Raw genomic sequence first — 19,314 nt, 5'->3', positions numbered from 1 at the left:
CGGGGCCTGCGTTTTTATCAGCGATCCAGTTATTGGGTCATGGTGAGGCCGTTGCTGTCGGCCCCCAGCAACAGTTTCTTGCCGGGGACGATGCGGCCGGAGAGCAGCGCCTGCGCCAGCGGGTTCTCCACCTTGTGCTGGATCGCCCGCTTGAGGGGACGCGCACCGTAGACGGGGTCGAACCCGGCGTGCACCAGCTTGTTCAGCAGCGCTTCGCTCACCTCCACCTCGTAGCCCTGGGCCTCCAACCGGCTCATCAGGCTCTTGAGCTGGATGCGGGCGATGGACTTGATGTGCTCCTCGCCAAGCGGGTGGAACACCACTGTCTCGTCGATCCGGTTGATGAACTCCGGCCGGAAACTGCGTGCCAGCACCTCCATCAACATGGCCTTCATCTCGTCGTAATCCTTCTCGGAGTGGTGCTCCTGAATCAGATCCGACCCCAGGTTGGAGGTCATGATGACCACGGTGTTGCGGAAGTCCACGGTACGACCCTGACCATCGGTCAGGCGGCCATCATCCAGCACCTGCAGCAGGATGTTGAACACATCGGGGTGGGCCTTCTCCACCTCGTCCAGCAGGATCACCGAGTAAGGGCGACGACGCACCGCCTCGGTCAGATAACCGCCCTCCTCGTAACCCACGTAGCCGGGAGGCGCCCCCACCAGACGGGCCACGCTGTGTTTCTCCATGAACTCGGACATGTCGATCCGCACCATGGCGTCCTGGGTATCGAACAGGAACTCGGCCAGCGCCTTGCACAGCTCGGTCTTGCCCACCCCGGTGGGCCCGAGGAACAGGAAGGAGCCGATGGGGCGGTTCGGGTCTGATAGACCTGCGCGGGAGCGGCGAATGGCGTTGGAGACCGCCTCGACCGCCTCCTCCTGGCCGATCACCCGACTGTGCAGCTGATCTTCCATCCGCAGCAGCTTCTCGCGCTCCCCTTCCAGCATGCGGGCCACCGGAATACCGGTCCAGCGGGCCAGCACGTCTGCGATCTCCACGTCGGTGACCCGGTTGCGCAGCAGGCTGGTCTCCTGCATCTCGGCCTGGGTGGCGAGATCCAGCTGTTTCTCCAGCTCCGGAATGCGACCGTACTGCAGCTCGGACATGCGGCCCAAGTCCCCTGCGCGGCGAGCCACGTCGAGATCCTGACGGGCCTGCTCCAGCGCCGCCTTGATGTGCTGGGTGCCGGCGAGGGCGGCCTTCTCGGCCTTCCACACCTCTTCCAGCTCGTTGTATTCCCTATCCTTTTCGCCGATCTCCTGGTTGATGAGCTCGAGCCGTTTGCGGCTGGCGTCGTCATCCTCCTTCATCAGCGCCTGCTGTTCGAGTTTCAGCTGGATGATGCGCCGCTCGAGCCGGTCGAGGGACTCGGGCTTGGAGTCGATCTGCAGCCGGATGCTAGCCGCCGCCTCGTCGATGAGGTCGATGGCCTTGTCCGGCAGCTGACGATCCGCGATGTAGCGGTGCGACAGCTGGGCCGCCGCCACGATGGCGGGGTCGGTGATCTGCACGTGATGGTGCAGCTCGTAACGCTCCTTCAGGCCACGCAGGATGGCGATGGTATCCTCCACGCTCGGCTCTTCCACCAGCACCTTCTGGAAGCGGCGCTCCAGCGCGGCATCCTTCTCGATGAACTGGCGATATTCATCGAGCGTGGTAGCCCCGACGCAGTGCAGTTCGCCCCGCGCCAGCGCCGGTTTGAGCATGTTGCCCGCGTCCATGGCCCCCTCGCCCTTGCCGGCGCCAACCATGGTGTGCAGCTCGTCGATGAAGAGGATGACGTTACCCTCCTCCTTGGCCAGATCGTTCAGCACCGCCTTGAGCCGTTCCTCGAACTCGCCGCGATACTTGGCACCGGCCACCAGGGCCCCCATGTCCAAGGAGAGCACCCGCTTGTTCTTGAGCCCTTCCGGCACCTCGCCGTTGATGATGCGCTGGGCCAGCCCCTCGACGATGGCAGTCTTGCCGACGCCGGGGGCACCGATCAGCACAGGGTTGTTCTTGGTGCGGCGTTGCAGCACCTGGATGGTGCGGCGAATTTCGTCATCCCGGCCGATCACCGGGTCGAGCTTGCCGATCTCGGCCCGCTCGGTCAGGTCGATGGTGTATTTCTCCAGCGCCTGGCGATTCTCCTCGGCGTTGGCATCCTCCACCTTTTTGCCGCCACGCACCTTGTCGATGGCCGCTTCGAGTTTCTCCTTGGTCAGCCCCTGGGCACGCAGCAGCTCGCCCAGCGTCCCCTTCTCGTCGAGGGCCGCCAGCACGAACAGTTCGGAGGAGATGAACTGATCCTTGCGCTGCTGGGCCAGCTTGTCGCAGACGTTGAGCAGCCGGCCGAGGCCGTTGGAGAGCTGCACGTCCCCCTCCACGCCGCTGACACGCGGCAGGCGGTCGAGTTCTTCACCCAGACGCGAACGCAGGGCATTGATGTCCAGCCCGGTCAGTGTCAGCAACGGGCGAATGGAGCCGCCATCCTGATTGACCAGGGCGGTCATCAGGTGAACGGGTTCGATGAATTGGTGGTCACGACCCAGCGCAAGAGACTGGGCATCGGAAATAGCAATCTGGAATTTGCTGGTCAGGCGATCGAGGCGCATTGCACTCCCCCTTCAAACAGGCAGACGCCGCTTGCGCGGCAAACAACATAACTTTCTGAGATGAAAGATGAGGCCCGTACGGACTATTTCAAGGGGCGAGACTGGTTATTTTTTCTGCAGATGCAGGCGTGAGGGGATCACGGCCCCTTGGCAAACAAGGGGCCGCTCAGTGTTTATTCGGCCAGCCAGATGATGGAAGCCATGCGGCCGGTCTGGCCGTCGCGACGATAAGAGTAGAACTGCTCGCTGTCGCTGAAGGTGCAGTGCTCGCCGCCATGGACGGCGGTGACGCCGGCGCGGGCGAGGCGCAGGCGGGCCAGCTGGTAAATGTCCGCCAGCCACTTGCCCTCGTTGGACGAAGGGACGAACGCAGCCTCTGCTGCAGCCTGCTCCGCCATAAAGGCCTCGCGCACCTCGCCACCCACCTCGAAGGCCTGCGGACCGATGGCCGGGCCGAGCCAGGCCAGGATCTCGCCCGGCTCGCAACCCATGGCGGCGATGCTCGCCTCCAGCACGCCCCCCTGCAGCCCGCGCCAGCCGGCGTGAGCGGCGGCCACCACAGTGCCGGCCCGATCGCAGAACAGCACAGGCAGGCAGTCGGCAGTCATCACGATGCAGGCCTGCCCCGCGTCTCGGGCGCAGGCGGCATCCGCATCCGGTGCGCAGCCATAGTCGCGGCTGACGGGATGCACCGCGGTGCCGTGCACCTGATTGAGCCAGTTGAGAGTGCCGGGGATGGCGGCCGCCTGCTGCAGCCGGGCCCGGTTGGCCTCGACCCTGGCCGGTTCGTCCCCCACGTGGGCCCCCAGGTTGAGACCGGCAAAGACCCCCTCGCTGACGCCGCCGTCACGGGTGGTCGACAGGGCTCTGACCCTGGCCGGGGCCGGCCAGTCGGGTTCGATCCATTTCATCTGTGGCTCCTTTCGTTCATATGAAAACGGGGCCCCTTGGCTGCAACCAGTCAAGGGGCCCCATATCAGGTCATGCAGGGCGGGTTACGGCAGGAATCGTCGCAGAGCCGCCCTTTTCATCAGTTCCAGACCAGATCGTCCGGATTGGCCAGGGTATCAGCCCGCAGCACTTCCATCAGATCCAGCATGTCCTGCGGCGTCGGCGAGTGCCACTGCATCACCTCACCGGTGATGGGGTGCGCCAGCTGCAGCATGGTGGCGTGCAGCGCCTGGCGATGGAAGTTGCGCAGGGCCTCGGTCAGCTCGGGGATGGCGTTGCGCAGCGGACGCAGACGACCGCCGTAGGCCGGATCACCCACCAGCGGGTGCTTGATGTGGGCCATGTGCACGCGGATCTGGTGGGTACGACCGGTTTCCAGCCGCAGCCGTAGCCGGGTGTGGCCGCGGAACTTCTCGTGCACCCGGTAGTGGGTCACGGAAGGACGGCCATTGGGCACCACGGCCATGTGGGTACGCTGGGTCGGGTGACGGCCGATGGGGGCATCGACGGTGCCGCCGGCGGTCATGTGACCGATGGCGATCGCTTCGTACTCACGGGTGATCTGGCGCGCCTGCAGCGCTTCCACCAGATGGGTCTGGGCCGGCACAGTCTTGGCGACCACCATCAGACCTGTGGTGTCTTTATCCAGACGGTGCACGATACCGGCGCGGGGCACTTCGGCGATGTCCGGGTAGCGGTGCAGCAGGGCGTTGAGGATGGTGCCATCGGGCGTACCGGCGCCCGGGTGAACCACTAGGCCGGCCGGCTTGTCGATCACCAGAATGTGTTCATCTTCGTAAACGATGTTGAGCTCGATATCCTGCGCATCGAAGCGGGTGTCATCTTCCAGCTCGACATCCACATGTACCTTCTGCCCGGCCAGCACCTTCTCGCGCGGGGTATTGGCAACCTGACCATCCAGGGTCACTCTGTCCTGTAAAATCCACTCCTTGATGCGGGTGCGGGAGTAGTCTGGAAACAATTCGGCCAGGGCCTGGTCGAGTCGCTGCCCGAATTGGTGATCCTGGAATTCGCCTGTCAGTTCAATATGCTGGCTCATGTATGGTCTCTTGAGCGGGGGGTATCAATTCGAAATAATCCGGGTATTCTAGCTTTTCTTTTAGCCAAGCATAACGGATACTTTGCCAATTTCGTGGAAATGGACCGGATGTTGTTGATGGGAAAGAAGTCTCACCTGCTGATGTCACTCGCCTTGGTCGCTACCTTGATCACAGGCTGTTCCAGCACCAAACCCAAGGTACCGGACGAACCGCCGGAGACCCTGTACCAGAAAGCACGCGTCAAGCTGGATGCCGGTAACTACCTGAATGCTATCGAGTTACTGGAAGCGCTGGATTCTCGCTATCCTTTCGGTGCCTACTCCAACCAGGTTCAGCTCGACCTCATTTACGCCTACTACAAGCAGGATGACACTGCCCAGGCGATCGCCAATATCGACCGTTTTATCCGCCTCAACCCGGCGCATAAAAATATCGATTACGTCTTCTATATGCGCGGTCTGACCAACATGGCCGGCGATTACAACTTCTTCCAGGACTTCCTGGGCATCGATCGGGACGACAAAGACCCCTCCTATGCCCGTCAGGCTTTCCAGGATTTCAAGACCCTGTTGCAGAACTACCCCAACAGCGTCTACGCCGCCGATGCCCGTGCCCGCATGATCGGTCTGAAGAACCGGCTCGCCCGCTACGACCTGAGCGTGGCCGAGTACTATGTGAAGCGTGATGCGCTGATCGCCGCCGCCAACCGGGCCAAGCTGATCGTCGAGACCTATCCCGACACGGCCGAAACCGAGAAGGCGCTGGAGATCATGATCAACTCCTACGACACCCTGAAGATGCCGACCCTGGCCCAGCACGCCCGCGAAGTGCTGGCCAAGAACTACCCGGACAATCGTCTCGGTCGCAGCTGATCGCTTGCCGCACAATGAAAAACCGGAGCCTTGGCTCCGGTTTTTTTATGGGCGCTGTTCATGAACGACATGCCCCTTTACCACCCCGTGCCGGCGGCATGGGGAAAGACGGCGCACATCAGCCACGCCGTCATGCCGTGTATTACTTGGCAACGTTGCCCGCCACGTTGAGCACATCCCAGGTACGGGAGAAAGGTGGCGCGTAGGCAAAGTCCAGCATGCCGAGCTGCTCGGTGGTCACCCCCATGGTGATGGCGACCGCCAGCGCATCGATGCGGTGCACCGCCCCCTTGCGCCCGAGGATCTGACCACCCAGCAGCCGCTTGCTGCCCGCCTCATAGACCAGCTTGACGTGGATGTCGGACTGGCCCGGGCAGTAGTTGGTATGGCACTTGTCCTTGATCACCACGGTACGATAATCAAGGCCCATCGCCTTGGCCTCCTGCTCGGAGAGGCCGGTACGGCCCGCCTCCAGCCCCAGCACCTTGAGCGCGGCAGAGCCGAGGGTGCCCGGGAATTCCTGCTCGGCGCCCACCAGGTTCTCGCCCACCATGCGCCCCAGCTTGTTGGCGATGGTAGCGAGCGGCACATAGACCTGCTGCTGCTTCACGCCGTGCCAGACGCTGGCACAGTCACCGGCCGACCAGACGTTGGCCAGCGAGCTGCGCCCCTGCCGGTCCACCTTGATAGCACCGTTGCCGAGCCGCTCGATACCGGTATCGGCCAGGAACTCGGTATTGGGTTTGACCCCGGTGCAGACCACCACGATGTCGGCCTCGTACTCGCCATGGCTGGTGCGCACACCGGTCACCCGACCCTCTCCCAGCAGGGCTTCTACCCGCTCGCCGAGATGGAGGGAGACTCCCTGCTCACGCAGCTCGGTCTCGATATGCTGGGTGATCTCGCCATCAAACGCGTCGGGGATGACCCGCTCCGCCAGTTCGATCAGGCGCACCTCCTTGCCCTGATGGACCAGCGCCTCGACCACCTCCAGCCCGATAAAGCCGGAGCCGATCACAACAGCACGGGTGTTGGCCTTGTCCTGCACGGCGGCCTTGAGGGCCAGCCCATCGGCCATCCGGCGCAGGCCGAATACCCCTTCCTGCTGCAGGCCCGGGATGGGCGGCATCACTTCGCGGGCGCCGGTGGCGATCATCAGCCGATCGTAGCGATCGGTGAAGGTGTCGCCGTTATGTTCGACCTTCAGTGTCTGAGCATTGGCATCCAGGCTCAGCACCCGGTGGCCGGTCTTGACCTCGATCCCCTTGGCGGCGAACTGCGCCGGGGTGAACTCGGCCATGTAGCCGGGCTCCTGAAACTCGTCGCCGACGAAATAGGGCAGACCGCAGGCACCGAAGGAGATCACCTCGGACGCCTCATACACCACGATTTCGGCATCGATGGCCAGTCGGCGCGCCTTGGCGGCCGCACTCATGCCGGCGGCTTCGCCACCGATAATCACGATTCTCATACTTGCTCCTGTCAATGACGCAGGGAGGGCATGCCCTCCCTGTGGTTGATAGCGGGAAGGAGGCCCCTCCCACGGCGGATCAGATGGTGGACTCTTCGCCGTCCAGACAGACTTCCTGCTCGCTGTTGAACACCGCCATGTCGGTCTCCCCCAGCAGACGGCTGGTGACGGTACCGGCGGTGATGGAGCCGGAGACGTTCAACGCGGTACGGCCCATGTCGATCAGCGGCTCGATGGAGATGAGCAGACCGGCCAGCGCCACCGGGAAGTCCAGCGCGGAGAGCACGATCAAGGCGGCGAAGGTGGCGCCGCCACCAATGCCGGCCACCCCGAAGGAGCTGACGGTAATGATGGCGATCAGGGTCATGATGAAGGCCGGGTCCATGGGGTTGACCCCCACGGTCGGCGCAATCATGACCGCCAGCATGGCCGGATAGATGCCGGCACAGCCGTTCTGGCCGATGGTTGAACCGAACGAGGCGGCGAAGTTGGCGATCCCCTCCGGAATGCCGAGCGCCTTGGTCTGGGTCTGCACGTTCATCGGGATGGAGCCCGCGCTGGTACGAGAGGTGAAGGCAAAGGCCAGCACCGGCATGATCTTCTTCAGGAAGCGGGCCGGGTTGATACCTACCAGCGCCACCAGCAGCAGGTGCACGGCGAACATGATGGCGATGGCACCGTAGGAGGCCAGCACGAAGTTGAGCAGGTTGATGATGTCGGCGTAGTTGGAGCCGGAGACCACCTTGGTCATCAGCGCCAGCACGCCGTAGGGGGTCAGGCGCAGCACCAGGGTCACCATCCGCATCACGATGACGTGGGCCACCTGCATGAAGTGGCCGAAGCTCGCGAAGATCTCCGGCTTCTTGCGGGCGATGCCGGTGGCGGAGAGGCCGATGAAGATGGAGAAGATCACCACGGCGATGGTGGAGGTCTTGCGCGCCCCCGTCATGTCGAGGAAGGGGTTGGCCGGGATGAACTCCAGCACCATCTTGGCAAAGGACATGCTCTCGACGCTGCCGAGGGTGGTCTGCAGAGCCGCCCCGCGGGCGGTTTCGGCGGCGCCGGCGGTGAGCCCCTCGGCGGTCAGACCGAACAGGTTGGACATCAGGATGCCCGCCCCGGCGGCGATCATGGTGGTGAAGATCAGCACCCCTATGGTCATGGCGCTGATCTTGCCAAGGGCGGTGCCACCGTTGAGCTTGAGGATGGCCCCAATGATGGAGACCATGATGAGCGGGATGATGATCATCTGCAGCAGCTTCACGTAGCCGCTACCGACGATATCCAGGTAGTCGCCGGTCCGCACCAGCACGTCGGAACCGGCCCCGTAGAGCAGCTGCAGGGCGGCACCGAACAGGATGCCCAGCCCCAGCCCCGAGAAGACCCGGCGGGTGAAGCTGACGTGGGTCTGCTGCAACCGATAGAGAAACAGCAGCAACATGGCCAGGATGGCCAGATTACCTATAACGCTAAGAGTCATGACGATATTCCCCAAAATGATCGGGCCAGGCCCGAAGTGTGCGGACGAGTGCCCTGTACGCACTCCTCCCTGAAACCTGCCGCGTCGTGGCGGCGTGCCCCCCGGTGTGGCCGGGGTGGCGTCAACTGGCAGAAAAACGGAGGGTGGCCTGCGCCACCCTCTTGCATCACTCGGCCTTGCCTTGTTGCTTGGCCCGCATGATGTTGATGATCTCGATATCGGTATCCAGCATCCCCTGCTTGGAGAGGCGGCCCAGGTTGGCGATGGTCTGATCCACATCGTCGGAGACGATGCCTTCGCTCTGGGGGACCCGCAGATTGTTGATGGCCATCAGCGAGGATTTCACCGCCGCCGAGGTGGAGGTAGAGACCTTCATGGAACAGGCGCTGCCGGCACCGTCGCAGATGATACCGGAAACGTCGCCAATCATGTTGTTGATGCAGTGACTAATTTGCTCGAACTGACCACCCAGCAGCCAGGTGATGGCGGCCCCCGCCCCCATGGCGGCGGTGCTGGCGGCACAGAGGGCCGACAGCTTGTTCTGGTAGGTCTTGATGTAGATGGCGACCAGGTGGCTCATCACCAGCGCCCGGGTCAGCTGCTCGTCGCTCGCCTTGAGGAAGCGGGCGGCGGCGACCACCGGCATGGTGGCGGCAATGCCCTGGTTGCCGGAGCCTGAATTGGACATGGCGGGCAGCATGGCGCCATCCATCCGCGCGTCGGAGGCGGCGGAAGAGAGGCGCATGGCCAGAGTCATCAGGTCATCGGAGAGCAGCTTGCGCTCCACCTGCTCGGTGAGGATCTTGCCGATGCGCAGGCCATAGCCCTGCAACCCTTCGTCCGCCAGCGCCTGGTTCATGGTGGCCGCCTCGCGGATGAAGTCGATCTCGGCCAGCGGCACCTGCAGGGCGAACTCGACAATCTCGCGCAGGGTCATGGCGGGCTTGCTGGCAGGCGCGGCCTGGATCTGCACGCCAGGGGCACTGTCCTGCGCCATCAGCACCTCGCCATCGCGCTCCATCAGGATGATGCGGGTGTGGTCGGTACAGATCACCACCCGGGCGCTGTGGCCGTCCACCTGTGCCAGCACCTCGGCGTAGAGCACGTCCGGCACGTCCTTCACGTCCACCTTGATGGCGGGCAGCAGCGCCTTGGCAGCTTCGACCTGATCCGGCGTGAGGGTCTTGAGCACCTCCAGCCCGGCATCCGGGTTGCCGCCGGTGATGCCGACAGCGGCCGCCACCGGCAGCCCTATCATGCCGGTGCCCGGCACCCCGACCCCCATGCCGTTCTTGAACAGGTTGCCGCTGACCCAGACGCTGACGCGGGTCGGCACCTGCCCCAGCAGCTTGCGGCAGTTGGCCGCCGCCAGGGCGACCGACATGGGCTCCGTGCAGCCAAGGGCCGGCACCACTTCACGCTTGAGCAGGGTAATAAAGTCGGTCCATTGTGCGTTCATTGCGATGTGTCTCATGTTCATGGTGCCCGCATGGGGGCGTGTATTGTGCTGTCCGGCCCGCCGTGCAACGGCGGAGCGACATATAACCAGTATGGCGGGAGATGCCGGTCTGGCGGCAGCCGAATGAGGGCCGCGCCTATGATCGGAGCCGCTGCGGCGCTGGGCAATCCGATCAACTTTTGGTAACTCTAAAGCAATAGGACTCAAATAAAATTGAGCCGACTCGCTTTTTGCGCAAGCATTATGCCCCACTGGCGGTGAAGTGCCACAAAATGTGAACAGGCGCACAACAGGGCGATAGCGGCCCGGTGCCGCCGGTTCAAGACGGGGTCAGAGCCCGTAGCGGGTCAGCAGGGCCTGATACTCGGGGGTCTGCTTGAAGGCCTTGAGGGCGAGGGAGAACTGATAGGCCAGCCGTTCGTTGCCGGGCCTGTGGGTAAAGGCGAGAAAGTTGCGGTTGCTCTCGGTCACCATCTTCTCGCTGTGACCGATCTGATCCTGCAGACCCTGCCCCTTGAGCAGGTAACGGCCCACTATCTGGTTCATCACCACCGCATCCAGCCGTCCGGCCATCATCAGGTGCAGCTGCTTGATCATGTTGTTCTCCCCGGTCATGGGCACCCGGGTGAACAGGGCCGAGGTCAGGAAGGGTTCGCCATAGGCGTAATCGGACTGAATACCAATGCGCAGCCCCTTGAGGCTCTCCAGGCTCTGATAGTCGACAGGCTTGCTGAAGGGGAAGAAGATCACTTCACCGCTCTGGGAGAGGGGCTCATCAGGATAGTGCAGCCACTCCAGCCGCCGCTCCTCGAAGAAGGCGTCGACGATGGCATCGCCGCGCTGGAACCTGGCCTCCTGCAGCACCCGCTTCCAGGGCAGCACCTTGACCGTGGTCTGGTAGCCCATCCGTTTGAGCACGGTGCGGGCCAGCTCAAGATCGGCACCACCCAGACTGCCGTCGTCGAGGCGCATCACATAAGGCGGCCACAGCTCGGTGAGCAGGGTCAGGGTCGGCGGCTCGGCGGCCTGCACCAGGCTCCCCCACCAGAGACAAAACAGGATCCATCCTTTCCGCCACACCATGCCGCGCTCTCCCTCTGTGCATTGGCTGAGGATATACCAAAAAGTAAGTAATAAAAAAGGAGGCCGCAGCCTCCTTTTTGCTTTCCTCTCCGGCGCTTACAGCGCTTTCAGGATGGCCTCGACGCTGGCCTTGGCATCGCCGAACAGCATCTGGGTGTTCTCTTTGAAGAACAGCGGGTTCTGCACACCGGCATAGCCAGTGTTCATGGAACGCTTGAAGCCGATGACGTTCTGCGCCTTCCACACTTCCAGCACCGGCATGCCGGCGATGGGGCTGCCCGGATCTTCCATGGCAGCCGGGTTGACGGTGTCGTTGGCACCGATCACCAGCACGGTGTCGGTATCGCTGAAGTCTTCGTTGATCTCGTCCATTTCCAGCACGATGTCGTACGGGACTTTCGCTTCCGCCAGCAGCACGTTCATGTGGCCAGGCAGACGACCGGCAACCGGGTGGATACCGAAGCGCACCTTGACGCCGCGATCACGCAGCTTCTGGGTGATCTCGGCCACCGGATACTGGGCCTGCGCCACCGCCATGCCGTAGCCCGGGGTGATGATGACGGAACTGGAGTTTTTCAGCAGCTCGGCCACGTCTTCGGCGCTGGTCTCGCGGTATTCGCCCATCTCCTGGTCGGCCGTGGAGGCCACACCGTCGGAGCCGAAGCCACCGGCGATCACCGAGATGAAAGAGCGGTTCATCGCCTTGCACATGATGTAGGAGAGGATGGCACCGGAAGAACCCACCAGGGCACCGGTGACGATCAGCAGGTCGTTGGAGAGCATGAAGCCCGCCGCCGCCGCCGCCCAACCGGAGTAGGAGTTCAGCATGGAGACCACCACCGGCATGTCGGCGCCGCCGATGGAGGCAACCAGGTGCCAGCCGAAGGCGAAGGCGATCAGGGTCATCACCAGCAGGGCGAAGGTGGAGCCACCGGCGTTGACGAAGTGGATCATCAGCGCGATGGAGACCACCACGGCCAGCAGGTTCAGCTTGTGGCGGTGCGGCAGCATCAGCGGCTTGGAAGAGATCAGGCCACGCAGCTTGCCGAACGCCACCACGGAACCGGTGAAGGTCACCGCACCGATGAAGACGCCCAGGAACACTTCCACCAGGTGGATGTTCAGCATGGCGCCGGTCAGGTGCTCGACCTGGGCGACGCTGTTGGCCTGTTCGAAGGCGGCGCGGGCCGCGGCCAGAGTGGCATCCAGGTTGGAACCGACAGAGACCACTACTTCAGCCGGAGCAGACGGGTGCAGATCGATGAAGCTGTTGAAGCCCACCAGCACGGCCGCCATACCCACGAAGCTGTGCAGCACGGCCACCAGCTCGGGCATTTCGGTCATCTCGACCTTGAGCGCCAGACGCACGCCGATGGCACCGCCGATCACCATGGCCAGGATGATCCAGTGAACGCCACTGGTTTCCGGGTTGAATACGGTGGCGAGCAGGGCGATGGCCATCCCCGCGATACCGAACAGGTTGCCATGTTTGGCCGTCTCTTGCTTCGACAGTCCCGCGAGACTGAGGATGAAGAGCACGGCGGCAACGATATAGGATGCTGTTACCAGTCCTTGAGACACGTTAAACCCCCTTAATCCTTACGGAACATCTTCAGCATGCGCTGAGTGACGGTGAAGCCGCCGAAGATGTTGATACTGGCAATCAGCACGGCGATGAAGGCCAATGCGGTGACCAGGGTCGACCCTTGCCCAATCTGCAGCAGGGCACCGACCACGATAATGCCGGAGATGGCATTGGTGACCGACATCAGCGGCGTGTGCAGGGCGTGAGAGACGTTCCACACCACGTAGTAACCGACCACACAGGCCAGGATGAATACGGTGAAGTGAGAGAGGAACGCGGCAGGCGCCACGGCAGCAACCCAGCCGAAGGCGGCGATGCCGAGGGCACCGAACACGAACTTCTTGTTGGAGGGTTTGGCCTCTTCTTTCTTGGCAGCCGGTTTGGCGGCGGCCGGCTTCTGCGGGGCGGCAGAGACGGAGATGGCGGGCGGCGGGAAGGTCACTTCACCGGCCTGGATCACCGTCATGTTGCGCTGCACCACGTCTTCGAAGTCGATGGCGACGTTGCCGTCCTTCTCCTTGCACATCAGCTTCATCAGGTTGACCAGGTTGGTACCGTAGAGCTGGGAGGATTGGGCAGGCAGACGACCCGGCAGATCGGTGTAACCGATCACCTTGACGCCGTTGTCGGTGACATGCAGTTCACCCGATACCGTGTATTCGCAGTTGCCGCCAGCCTGGGCAGCCATGTCCACGATGACGGAACCCGGTTTCATGCTGTCCACCATCTCTTTGGTGATCAGCTTGGGTGCCGGCTTGCCCGGGATCAGGGCGGTGGTGATGATGATGTCCACTTCCTTGGCCTGCTGGGCAAACAGCGCCATCTCAGCCGCGATGAACTCTTCGCTCATGACCTTGGCATAACCATCGGAGGAGGAACCATCCTCGCCGCCGAAGTCGAGCTTGAGGAATTCACCACCCATGGACTCGATCTGCTCGGCCACTTCCAGACGGGTATCGAACGCACGCACGATGGCACCGAGGGAACCGGCAGTACCGATGGCGGCCAGACCGGCGACGCCGGCACCGATCACCAGCACCTTGGCGGGCGGCACTTTACCGGCGGCGGTGATCTGGCCGGTGAAGAAGCGACCAAACTGGTGCGCGGCTTCAACGACGGCGCGATAGCCACCGATGTTGGCCATGGAGGAGAGGGCATCGAGGGACTGGGCACGGGAGATCCGCGGCACCATGTCCATCGCCATCACATTGATGTTGCGCGCGGACAGCTTCTTGACCAGCTCAGGGTTCTGGGCGGGCCAGATGAAGCTCACCAGAGTGGCACCATCTTTAATTTGTGCGATCTCGGCATCGGTCGGCGCATTGACCTTGAAGATGAGGTCGGCTTGCCAGACGCTCGGCACCACGCTGGCACCGGCAGCCTCGAAGGCGGCATCATCGAAGCTGGCCAGCAGGCCGGCACCGGCCTCGATAGCGACCTCGAAGCCGAGCTTTTTCAGCTGCTCAACGGTGGCCGGGGTCGCTGCGACCCGGGTCTCACCGGCGAGACTCTCTCTCGGTATTCCAATCTGCATGACTATTCCCTGATGGTTAATAAACAATCGCTGCCCAGTGTCGCATTTCTGGCGAAACAAGACATGACCAAAGTGCAGGTCACGGGCCCTTTGTTATGAAAATCAGTAGGCTTTACCTCAACCTCCTGTCATGGTCAGGCCCCCGCTTTTCAGGCGCGAAGGTGATTAGTATCAAATTTTGGAGTTTTATTACAACCGCAGTCCCGGCAGCGCGCGTACAGAATTCAGCCCGTCCCGGACCATGATTTAAAAAAACAAACCAAATTAGCGACTTATACCAGTAAAAAGCGCTGGAAAAAGTGATCCAACCAGTCAAAAAAAATGTTTTACCGGCCCTCTATCTTAGCGCTTTTTGTTCTTACGAAATCCGCACGGATCACAGATATCAGGCCGAAAACGAAAAAAGTAACTGTTTTGTAACAGACAAGGGGCCGTCTACCCGCCAAATAGGCGGATCCGGCCCCTGTTATTTAATCGTTTCGATGGTGACTGACCGGTGTGCCCGGCTTACCAGGCCGCCTCATAAATATGCTGGCTCTGCACCAGGTCGATATCGCCGTGCTCGCCGATGGCGGTCATGCCGTGTTCCGCCAGCTTGCCGAGCAGGGTATCAATTCCTGCGTCCGCCACGCCGTAATCCCGCAGCCGGGTCTTGATCCCCATCCGCTCGAAGAAGTCGCGGGTGGCGGCGATGGCGCCGTCGATGCGCTCAGCCTCGCTGCCACTGCGTAGATCCCACACCCGCTCGGCGTATTGCAGCAGCTTGGCGTGTTTCTGCTGGCGCTTGGCCTGCAGCAGGGCCGGCAGCACCACCGCCAGGGTCTGGGCGTGGTCGAGGCCGTGCAGGGCGGTGATCTCGTGGCCCAGCATGTGGGTGGCCCAGTCCTGCGGTACACCGGCTCCGATCAGGCCGTTCAGCGCCAGGGTGGCACTCCACATGATGTTGGCGCGCACCTCGTAGTTTTCCGGTTCCACCAGTGCCTTGGGGCCCTCTTCCAGCAGGGTCAGCAGCAGGCCCTCGGCGAAGCGATCCTGCACCTTGGCGTTGACCGGGTAGGTGAGGTACTGCTCCAGGATGTGCACGAAGGCATCCACCACCCCGTTGGCCACCTGACGGGCCGGCAGGGTGTAGGTGAGCACGGGGTCGAGCACGGCAAAGCGCGGCATCACGAAGGGCGAGAAGAAGTGCACCTTGTCGCCGCTGCTGCGCCGGGTCACCACGGCGCCCATGTTCATCTCGGAACCGGTGGCCGGCAGGGTCAGCACGGCGCCGAGCGGGATGGCGGAGCGCACTTCGTTGCCCACGGTCTCGAGGATGTGCCAGGGATCCCGGGCCGGATCATAGTGGGCGGCCGCGGCGATGAACTTGGTGCCGTCGAGCACGGAGCCGCCGCCGACGGCCAGCAGGAAGTCGACCCGCTCGGCGCGGGCCAGCTCGACCGCCCCCATCAGGGTCTCGTAGGTGGGGTTGGGCTCGATGCCGCCGAATTCAAACAGGGTCATGCCGGCCAGTTCGCTGCGGATCTGGGCCAGCAGGCCACTGCGCACCACGCTGCCACCACCGTAGGTGATGAGGATGCGGGCGTCGTGTGGCAGTTGGGCACGCAGCTGGGCGACCTGGCCCTTGCCGAACAGGATCTTGGTCGGGGTATGCAGGGTGAAGTTGTTCATCGACATTGCCTTTTTAGTCTCTGGCGGCCAGGCCGCAAAAATGTGATTGCATTTTTCTCCAGACAACCAATACCATCAAGACAACATCCTGCTAGTTCTTTGCCTATTTCTACAAAGCAGCCAGAACAGATTTCAAGAGCACCCCATGCAGACACGCTACACCGACCTTGCCGCCAAGCTGGCTCGCCACGTCACCGCCCCCGGCATCACTCCCTCGCCGGTGGTTCAGGTGAGCCTCATCTACACCACCGAATACCACGGCCGCACCCCGGTGCTCTACCAGCCGCGGATGATAGTGATCCTGCAGGGACACAAGGTGGGCTATCTGGCGGACCAGGTGTTTCGCTACGACCCCAACCACTACCTGCTGATGACCCTGCCGCTGCCCTGCGAGTGCGAGTGCTTCGCCTCCCCCGAGCAGCCCCTCATCGGCTTCTCCCTCGAGATCAACCTGGTGACCCTGCAGGAGCTGCTGCTGGAGCTGGGGGATGCCCTGCCCGCTCCCGCTCCGCAAAAGAGCGGCGTGCACTCTGTGCCCCTGTCGGAGGCCATGTTCTGCGCCGCCGAGCGACTGATCGATCTGATGGACAAACCCCACCACGCCCGGGTGCTGGGGCCGCAGACGGTGCGGGAGATGCTGTTCTACGCCCTGCACGAGGGGGGCGGCCCGGCGCTGCAGGCGCTCGCCAACCGCCACAACCATGTGGGCCAGATCGCCCGGGTGCTGCGTATGATAGAGCAGCGTTTCGCCGACAACCTGACCATGGAGGAGCTGGCGCGGGAGGTGAACATGAGCGTCTCCGCGTTCCACCACCACTTCAAGGCGGTCACCGCCACCTCGCCGTTGCAGTACATCAAGTCGTTTCGCCTCCACAAGGCGCGGATGATGATGCTGCACGACGGCATCAAGGCGGGCACCGCGGCGGCTAGGGTCGGCTACGAGAGCAACTCCCAGTTCAGCCGGGAGTACAAGCGCTTCTTCGGCAGCACGCCGACGGATCAGGCCTCCCGCTTCCGGGAAGGCCAGCTGCGCATCATAGAGGGATAACCAGAGAGGAATTGTTCATGCGTACACTGCTTTGCCTGCTGACCGCCTGCCTGCTGACGGCCTGTACCGGCCTCGCCTACGGCATCCGCCCCGTTACCGGCTTCCAGCTCGACCGCTACCTCGGCACCTGGTACGAGATAGCCCGCCTCGACCATAGCTTTGAGCGCGGACTGGAGCAGGTGAGCGCCACCTACAGCCTGCGCGACGACGGCGGGGTCAGGGTGCTCAATCGCGGCAAGCAGAGTGACGGCAGCTGGCGCGAGGCAGAGGGCAAGGCCTACTTCGTCGACAAACCGGACGAGGCACGGCTCAAGGTGAGCTTCTTCGGCCCCTTCTACGGCGGCTACAACGTCATCGAACTGGATCCCGATTACCAGCTCTCGCTGGTAACCAGCTACAACCACGACTATCTCTGGATCCTCGCCCGCTCACCCAATCCGCCCAAGGCCAACGTGGATGCGCTGATCGCCAAGGCCAAGGGGCTGGGCTTTGCCACCGATCAGCTGATCTGGGTCACGCAGACCCCTGAGCCTGTCGTGAAATAAGCAAGGGCAGCCCGTGGGCTGCCCTTTGTCATGGAAGATTGTCTGAGGATCAGAGCCGGAAGCGGCCAATCTCCTGCTCCAGCCGCTCGGTCAGCCCCTTCAGCTCGGCCGCCTGCGCTGCCTCCTGATTGGCCTGCTCGGCCAGCTCCTGGGAGACGTGGCGGATGTTCTCGGTGTTGCGGCTGATCTCGCTGGTGACCGAGGTCTGCTCTTCGGCCGCCGCCGCAATCTGAGTCGCCATGTCGCTGATGGAACCGATCGCCTCGTTGATCCGCGCCAGGCTCTGGTTGGCGGACTCCGCATCCTCCACGCTGGTCCCCGCCAGCTGGCGGCTGGTCTCCATGCCGCCCACCGCCCGGCGGGTGGTCTGCTGCAGGGTCTCGATCATCTGCTGGATCTCGTCGGTGGAGTCGTGGGTGCGGCGCGACAGTACCCGCACCTCGTCAGCCACCACCGCAAAGCCGCGACCCTGCTCGCCGGCCCGCGCCGCCTCGATGGCGGCGTTGAGCGCCAGCAGGTTGGTCTGCTCGGCGATGCCGCTGATGGTGGCCAGGATGCCGCTGATCTTCTGGGCATGGGCATCCAGCTCCACAATGATCTGGCTGGCGTCGGCCACTTCGTCTGCCAGCCCGGTGATGCTGCGCTGGCTCTGGCCGACCTGCGACTGGCCGGATACCGCCAGCTTGACCGCGTCGCCCGAGGTGGTGGCGGCAAACTCGGCGTTGCCGGCGATCTCCTGGGTAGCGGAGGCCATCTCGGTCACCGCGGTCGCCACCATGACGATCTCGTCCTGCTGCTGGCGCACCCGCTGGCTGCGGGACTGGGCGCCAGCCGCCTGGGCGCGAGACTGGGCCGCCAGCTCTACGGTGACATCGCGCAGCCGGCTGACGATACCGTGCAGCCGCGCCACGAACTGGTTGAAGCTCTCCGCCAGCTGACCCACCTCGTCCTTGCTGCGGGTGTTGATGTGCACCGTGAGGTCCCCCTCGCCGTGGGCGATGTCGTGCAGCGCGCCGGCGACCCGACCCAGATCGGCAAACAGATACTTGAACATGGCGGTGAGCAGGGCGCTGAACACCAGCATCAGCACCAGGGTCAGCCCCACCAGCTGCCACAGCAGGGAGGCGAGCGGTGCCTCCAGCACGTCGCGATACATCACCATGGCCAGCAGCCAGTCGGTGCCCGCCACCGGCTGCACCGCCAGCAGCACGTCGCGCCCGTCCAGGGTGGCGGCGTGCAGCTCGTTGTTCTCGCGGCCCCACTGCTGGAAGGTGGCTGCCGACAGGTCGGGGGAGAGCTCGCCAATCTGCTTGAGCGCCAGCTCCTTGTTGGGGTGGCCGACGATGAGGCCGCTGCTGTCGAGCAGCATGGCGTATCCATCCCCCTGTACCTGCATCGCCAACACCTCGTCGATCAGCTTGTCGAGCGCCAGGTTGGCCCCCACGGCGCCGACCAGCTCGCCCTGATGACGTACCGGCTCGGAGAGGGTGACCACCAGCTTCTGCATGGTGACGCTGACATAGGGGGCGGTGACGATGAGCTGCCCCGCCTTCACCGCGTCCTGATACCAGGGGCGCTCGCGCGGGTCATAGTTGCCGGTATTGAGGGAGGGGTCCTGGCGGGTCATCACCCCCTGGGTGGAACCAAAGTAGGTGAGTCCGAAGCCACCCGAGGTGTAGGCCTGCTTCAGGTGGGGCACCAGCTCGGCCTGCGGGTTGTCGGCGATCAGGTTCACCAGCGCGTGCACCGTGTTCTTGCGATCCGCCATCCAGTCGCCGATGGCGACCGAGTAGGCGTGACCATAGTTGACCGCCTCGCTCTGGATGGCGCTCATGGTGCGGGATTTGAGGGTGTGAAAGGCAACGATGCCGAGCAGTGAGGCCATCAGCAGCACCACCCCCAGACTGGTGGCCAGCAGCTTGCCGCGCAACGAAAGTGTCATGACTACGGA

At 63.3% G+C, this 19,314-nt stretch carries 14 protein-coding genes; 3 read left to right on the top strand and 11 right to left on the bottom strand.

Annotation, left to right across the window (positions count from 1 at the left end; translation table 11 throughout):
* Positions 1 to 29: 29 nt before the first annotated feature.
* The 3 genes from clpB to rluD all read right to left on the bottom strand — a co-directional run bounded on the left by clpB (position 30) and on the right by rluD (position 4,614).
* Positions 30 to 2,603 carry an ATP-dependent chaperone ClpB gene (gene clpB, locus AB5Y98_RS11625; protein WP_010635822.1) on the bottom strand — a complete coding sequence of 858 codons (2,574 nt, stop codon included), beginning with the start codon at positions 2,601 to 2,603 and terminating at the stop codon, positions 30 to 32.
* Between the two features lie 173 nt (positions 2,604 to 2,776).
* Positions 2,777 to 3,514 (bottom strand): peptidoglycan editing factor PgeF, encoded by a 738-nt coding sequence (gene pgeF / locus AB5Y98_RS11620; protein ID WP_260751552.1) that lies wholly within the window; start codon positions 3,512 to 3,514, stop codon positions 2,777 to 2,779.
* A gap of 119 nt (positions 3,515 to 3,633) precedes the next feature.
* Positions 3,634 to 4,614, bottom strand: coding sequence for a 23S rRNA pseudouridine(1911/1915/1917) synthase RluD (rluD, locus tag AB5Y98_RS11615; RefSeq protein ID WP_010635820.1), 981 nt, complete (start codon positions 4,612 to 4,614; stop codon positions 3,634 to 3,636).
* Positions 4,615 to 4,731: 117 nt separating this feature from the next.
* On the opposite strand from rluD, the gene AB5Y98_RS11610 reads away from it, so the two are divergent.
* Positions 4,732 to 5,487 (top strand): outer membrane protein assembly factor BamD, encoded by a 756-nt coding sequence (locus AB5Y98_RS11610; protein WP_005306434.1) that lies wholly within the window; start codon positions 4,732 to 4,734, stop codon positions 5,485 to 5,487.
* Positions 5,488 to 5,629: 142 nt separating this feature from the next.
* On the opposite strand, the gene AB5Y98_RS11605 is transcribed toward AB5Y98_RS11610, so the two are convergent.
* The 7 genes from AB5Y98_RS11605 to yqhD all read right to left on the bottom strand — a co-directional run bounded on the left by AB5Y98_RS11605 (position 5,630) and on the right by yqhD (position 15,770).
* A complete protein-coding gene (locus AB5Y98_RS11605; protein WP_368231943.1) occupies positions 5,630 to 6,958 on the bottom strand; it encodes a CoA-disulfide reductase in 1,329 nt (442 codons plus the stop codon).
* A 79-nt stretch (positions 6,959 to 7,037) separates the two neighbouring features.
* The gene (locus AB5Y98_RS11600) at positions 7,038 to 8,438 is read right to left on the bottom strand and encodes an L-cystine transporter (RefSeq protein WP_368231942.1); all 1,401 of its coding nucleotides are present in this window, start codon (positions 8,436 to 8,438) and stop codon (positions 7,038 to 7,040) included.
* A gap of 166 nt (positions 8,439 to 8,604) precedes the next feature.
* Entirely contained in the window at positions 8,605 to 9,912 is a 1,308-nt protein-coding gene (locus tag AB5Y98_RS11595) for a serine dehydratase subunit alpha family protein (protein WP_162519802.1), read from the bottom strand.
* Between the two features lie 315 nt (positions 9,913 to 10,227).
* The gene (locus tag AB5Y98_RS11590; protein WP_139724381.1) at positions 10,228 to 10,980 is read right to left on the bottom strand and encodes an ABC transporter substrate-binding protein; all 753 of its coding nucleotides are present in this window, start codon (positions 10,978 to 10,980) and stop codon (positions 10,228 to 10,230) included.
* Between the two features lie 96 nt (positions 10,981 to 11,076).
* Positions 11,077 to 12,561, bottom strand: a complete 1,485-nt coding sequence (gene pntB, locus AB5Y98_RS11585) for a Re/Si-specific NAD(P)(+) transhydrogenase subunit beta (protein WP_005306445.1) — start codon at positions 12,559 to 12,561, stop codon at positions 11,077 to 11,079.
* A gap of 11 nt (positions 12,562 to 12,572) precedes the next feature.
* A complete protein-coding gene (gene pntA / locus AB5Y98_RS11580; protein ID WP_017764816.1) occupies positions 12,573 to 14,099 on the bottom strand; it encodes a Re/Si-specific NAD(P)(+) transhydrogenase subunit alpha in 1,527 nt (508 codons plus the stop codon).
* A gap of 507 nt (positions 14,100 to 14,606) precedes the next feature.
* Positions 14,607 to 15,770, bottom strand: coding sequence for an alcohol dehydrogenase (gene yqhD / locus AB5Y98_RS11575; RefSeq protein WP_017784171.1), 1,164 nt, complete (start codon positions 15,768 to 15,770; stop codon positions 14,607 to 14,609).
* A 145-nt stretch (positions 15,771 to 15,915) separates the two neighbouring features.
* On the opposite strand from yqhD, the gene AB5Y98_RS11570 reads away from it, so the two are divergent.
* Together AB5Y98_RS11570 and AB5Y98_RS11565 are read left to right on the top strand one after the other, a co-directional pair.
* The gene (locus AB5Y98_RS11570) at positions 15,916 to 16,818 is read left to right on the top strand and encodes an AraC family transcriptional regulator N-terminal domain-containing protein (RefSeq protein ID WP_368231941.1); all 903 of its coding nucleotides are present in this window, start codon (positions 15,916 to 15,918) and stop codon (positions 16,816 to 16,818) included.
* Between the two features lie 17 nt (positions 16,819 to 16,835).
* A complete protein-coding gene (locus tag AB5Y98_RS11565; protein ID WP_368231940.1) occupies positions 16,836 to 17,363 on the top strand; it encodes a lipocalin family protein in 528 nt (175 codons plus the stop codon).
* Positions 17,364 to 17,412: 49 nt separating this feature from the next.
* Here the strand turns inward: AB5Y98_RS11565 and AB5Y98_RS11560 are convergent, their stop codons facing one another.
* A complete protein-coding gene (locus AB5Y98_RS11560) occupies positions 17,413 to 19,305 on the bottom strand; it encodes a methyl-accepting chemotaxis protein (RefSeq protein WP_005306455.1) in 1,893 nt (630 codons plus the stop codon).
* Between the last annotated feature and the right edge of the window lie 9 nt (positions 19,306 to 19,314).

This window comes from Aeromonas sp. s3 (genome assembly GCF_040907805.1).
In the GTDB taxonomy this organism is placed as follows: domain Bacteria; phylum Pseudomonadota; class Gammaproteobacteria; order Enterobacterales; family Aeromonadaceae; genus Aeromonas; species Aeromonas dhakensis.
This window is presented reverse-complemented; position numbering and strand designations above follow the sequence as displayed.